Here is a 2,358-nt window from a genome sequence, read left to right on the forward strand (position 1 = left end):
TGCGGATGAAGCGAACGTCGGCGATGCCGTCGTCCAGCATGGTAATGGAGACCCGGTCTTTCATGACATTCTTCCTGATCTGGTGGCGTTTCCTGAGGTTAAAGTGCGCCAGTAAGGCCTCGCGTCAAGCGCCCGCGCTTCCTCACGTCGCGTAAGTGCGCTAAGCCAAGGCCATGACAGATCTCGGCTCCCCTGACCGCCTGGCTGCGGCCCTCGCCCATCTCGGCACCACGATCGACGCACGCGCCAAGGAAGGCGACGCAGCCAGTTCGTGGACCGCAAAACTGCTGGCCAAGGGGCCGGAAGCCTGCGCGGAGAAAGTGCATGAGGAAGGCATGGAGCTGGCCGAGGCCGTGCGCCGCGAGAGCGATGCGCATGTGGCAAGCGAGGCGGCCGACGTGCTCTATCATGCCTTTGTCGCACTGCGCTCGCGGGGGGTGAGCCTCGATGCGGTGGCCGCCGCGCTGGAGAAACGGCAAGGCATCAGTGGGATTGACGAGAAGGCCGGGCGAAAAGGTTAGAGCTACCTACGGTCGGCTGTCGTATTCCCCAGAGTCCGCCATGCGCTGCAGCTCGCTCGCCATCGCATTGCAAAGGTCAGTGATGCTGACCCGCGCGGACTCCCTTACCCGCTTCTGAATCATGCTGACTGGAGAACAAAATATCTTCAGGTCAGGTATGGCCAGGACTGTTTCCTCTCCGAACTCGTCCTTCACCCGCACCCATTCAAGCGGAACCTTCTGGGCCAACAGTTCCCCGAATGCCAGTCCCGCCGCGATGATGCCTTCACCATATTCCGGATACTGGCTCGAGAGCGTGTCGTAGAGGTCTTGTACATGCGCAGCGGTAAGAGGCGGGGCAGCGTCCGCCAGTCTCGACGCAAGAGAAAGGCCACTTTCCAATGCCGCGCGTTCTTCTGAAGTGAGACCCCTGAATTCCTGACTCATATCACCCGCTCCATATAGATCACTTCCTTCTCACTTGGCACGAAGATGTTCTCGCCGATTTCTTCGAAGCCGAAGCGTTTGTGGAAGTGGAGGGAGCCGGGGCTGGGCGAGAGGCGCGCCTGCTCTGCACCTCTAGACCTCTTTCGGCGCTTTCAGGCGGCGTTTGGTTTGGTGGGTATCGGCTTTGTCGCCCGTGGGTTTTTCGCCGCGCATATAGTGGCGCTGCCAGCGTTCCTTCATGGCGTTTTCTTCGCCTGTCTTCAGGCGCTTGTTGAAGTCTGACCGGCTTTCGGTCCAGGCATTATATTCCTTCACCAATTCCGTGTTCGAGCGCAGCAGCTTCCGCTCCGGTTCGATCTCTTCCAGCTTCTTGTGCTCCATCAGCGTGATGAAGGCGAAGGGCTCGTCCTTTTCGAAGATCACTTCGCCGGGGCGCGTCATCTGCCAGTTCATTGTGAACGGGAAGGGCAGCCAGTCGGTCTCGACCAGGCCCGTCAGCGGATAGATGCCATCCTTCGGCCAGTTTGGCGGGCCCGTGACCCAGACGCCCCAGCCGGGCGGCGTGCGGAACAGGTGGCCGGTATGGAAGGTGACGATGCCGCGCATGAAATGCGCATCGGCAAAGCTGGAAATTGCGTTCGGATCGCCGCGCGTCAGGATCTGAATGTCTTCATTGCGCGTGCCGCCATTCCATTTGATCTTGATGTCCATCGGGCAGAGCAATTCCCAGCCGGTGGAATTGGCCATGGTCAGCGGCAGGCAGCGATAGGGATGGCGATCTGTGAAGGCGTCCATCCAGTCGCGATTGGAGCGCGCAGGCACCATTTGTGGCGCGACGTCGTAGATCTTGTAGCAATCGAGATGCATGAAGCGGTATCCAGAGCAGTGCTTGACGGGAGGCTAAAGTCTTGGCCCAAAGGACGCCATGACCGCAACCCCTGATGATCTCTTTGCCTATCTGGATGAATTGGGCGTCGCCCACACAACACATTGGCATGATGCCGTGTTTACGGTGGATGAGGGGCGGGAGCTGAAAGCCTCCATGCCCGGCGGACACACCAAGAACCTGTTCCTGACCGACAAGGATGGCGCGATCATCCTGATCGCGGCGGAGGCACATTCAGAGCTCAAGCTGAACCGGCTTCATCGCCTGATCGGCACGCGGCGGCTGTCGTTTGGTTCACCCGATCTGATGGAGGAAGTGCTGGGCGTGACACCGGGATCGGTGACGGCATTTGCCCTGATGAATGATACAGGCGGGCGCGTGCGTTTCCTGGTCGATGCCGCGCTGCTGGATCACGATCCGGTGAATTTCCACCCGCTGACCAATACCGGGACCACGGCGATTGCGCGGGATGATCTGGAGCGGTTTGCCCGCGCGACGGGGCATGGGTTTGAAGTGGTGGACTTT

4 protein-coding genes are annotated in these 2,358 nt (G+C 60.0%); 2 read left to right on the top strand and 2 right to left on the bottom strand.

The features are described 5' to 3' along the window. The first annotated feature begins 173 nt into the window (after positions 1–173). On the top strand, positions 174–521 hold the full coding sequence (gene hisE, locus B4F73_RS04120) for a phosphoribosyl-ATP diphosphatase (protein ID WP_290480284.1): 348 nt from the start codon (positions 174–176) through the stop codon (positions 519–521). Positions 522–527: 6 nt separating this feature from the next. Here hisE and B4F73_RS04125 read toward each other — a convergent pair whose 3' ends face one another. Together B4F73_RS04125 and B4F73_RS04130 are read right to left on the bottom strand one after the other, a co-directional pair. Beyond that, positions 528–947 (bottom strand): DUF3806 domain-containing protein, encoded by a 420-nt coding sequence (locus B4F73_RS04125; RefSeq protein WP_290482572.1) that lies wholly within the window; start codon positions 945–947, stop codon positions 528–530. Between the two features lie 132 nt (positions 948–1,079). Next, the gene (locus B4F73_RS04130; protein ID WP_290480282.1) at positions 1,080–1,814 is read right to left on the bottom strand and encodes a DUF6065 family protein; all 735 of its coding nucleotides are present in this window, start codon (positions 1,812–1,814) and stop codon (positions 1,080–1,082) included. Between the two features lie 58 nt (positions 1,815–1,872). Between B4F73_RS04130 and B4F73_RS04135 the strand changes: the two genes are divergently transcribed. Beyond that, on the top strand, positions 1,873–2,358 hold a 486-nt coding region (locus tag B4F73_RS04135; RefSeq protein WP_290482573.1), incomplete at its 3' end, for a prolyl-tRNA synthetase associated domain-containing protein.

The organism is Hyphomonas sp. UBA3601 (assembly GCF_002375605.1).
In the GTDB taxonomy this organism is placed as follows: Bacteria; Pseudomonadota; Alphaproteobacteria; order Caulobacterales; family Hyphomonadaceae; genus Hyphomonas.

Coding starts and splice junctions, on each gene's coding strand:
- hisE (WP_290480284.1), top strand. CDS start 174: ATGACAGATCTCGGCTCCCCTGACCGCCTGGCTGCGGCCCTCGCCCAT.
- B4F73_RS04125 (WP_290482572.1), bottom strand. CDS start 947: ATGAGTCAGGAATTCAGGGGTCTCACTTCAGAAGAACGCGCGGCATTG.
- B4F73_RS04130 (WP_290480282.1), bottom strand. CDS start 1,814: ATGCATCTCGATTGCTACAAGATCTACGACGTCGCGCCACAAATGGTG.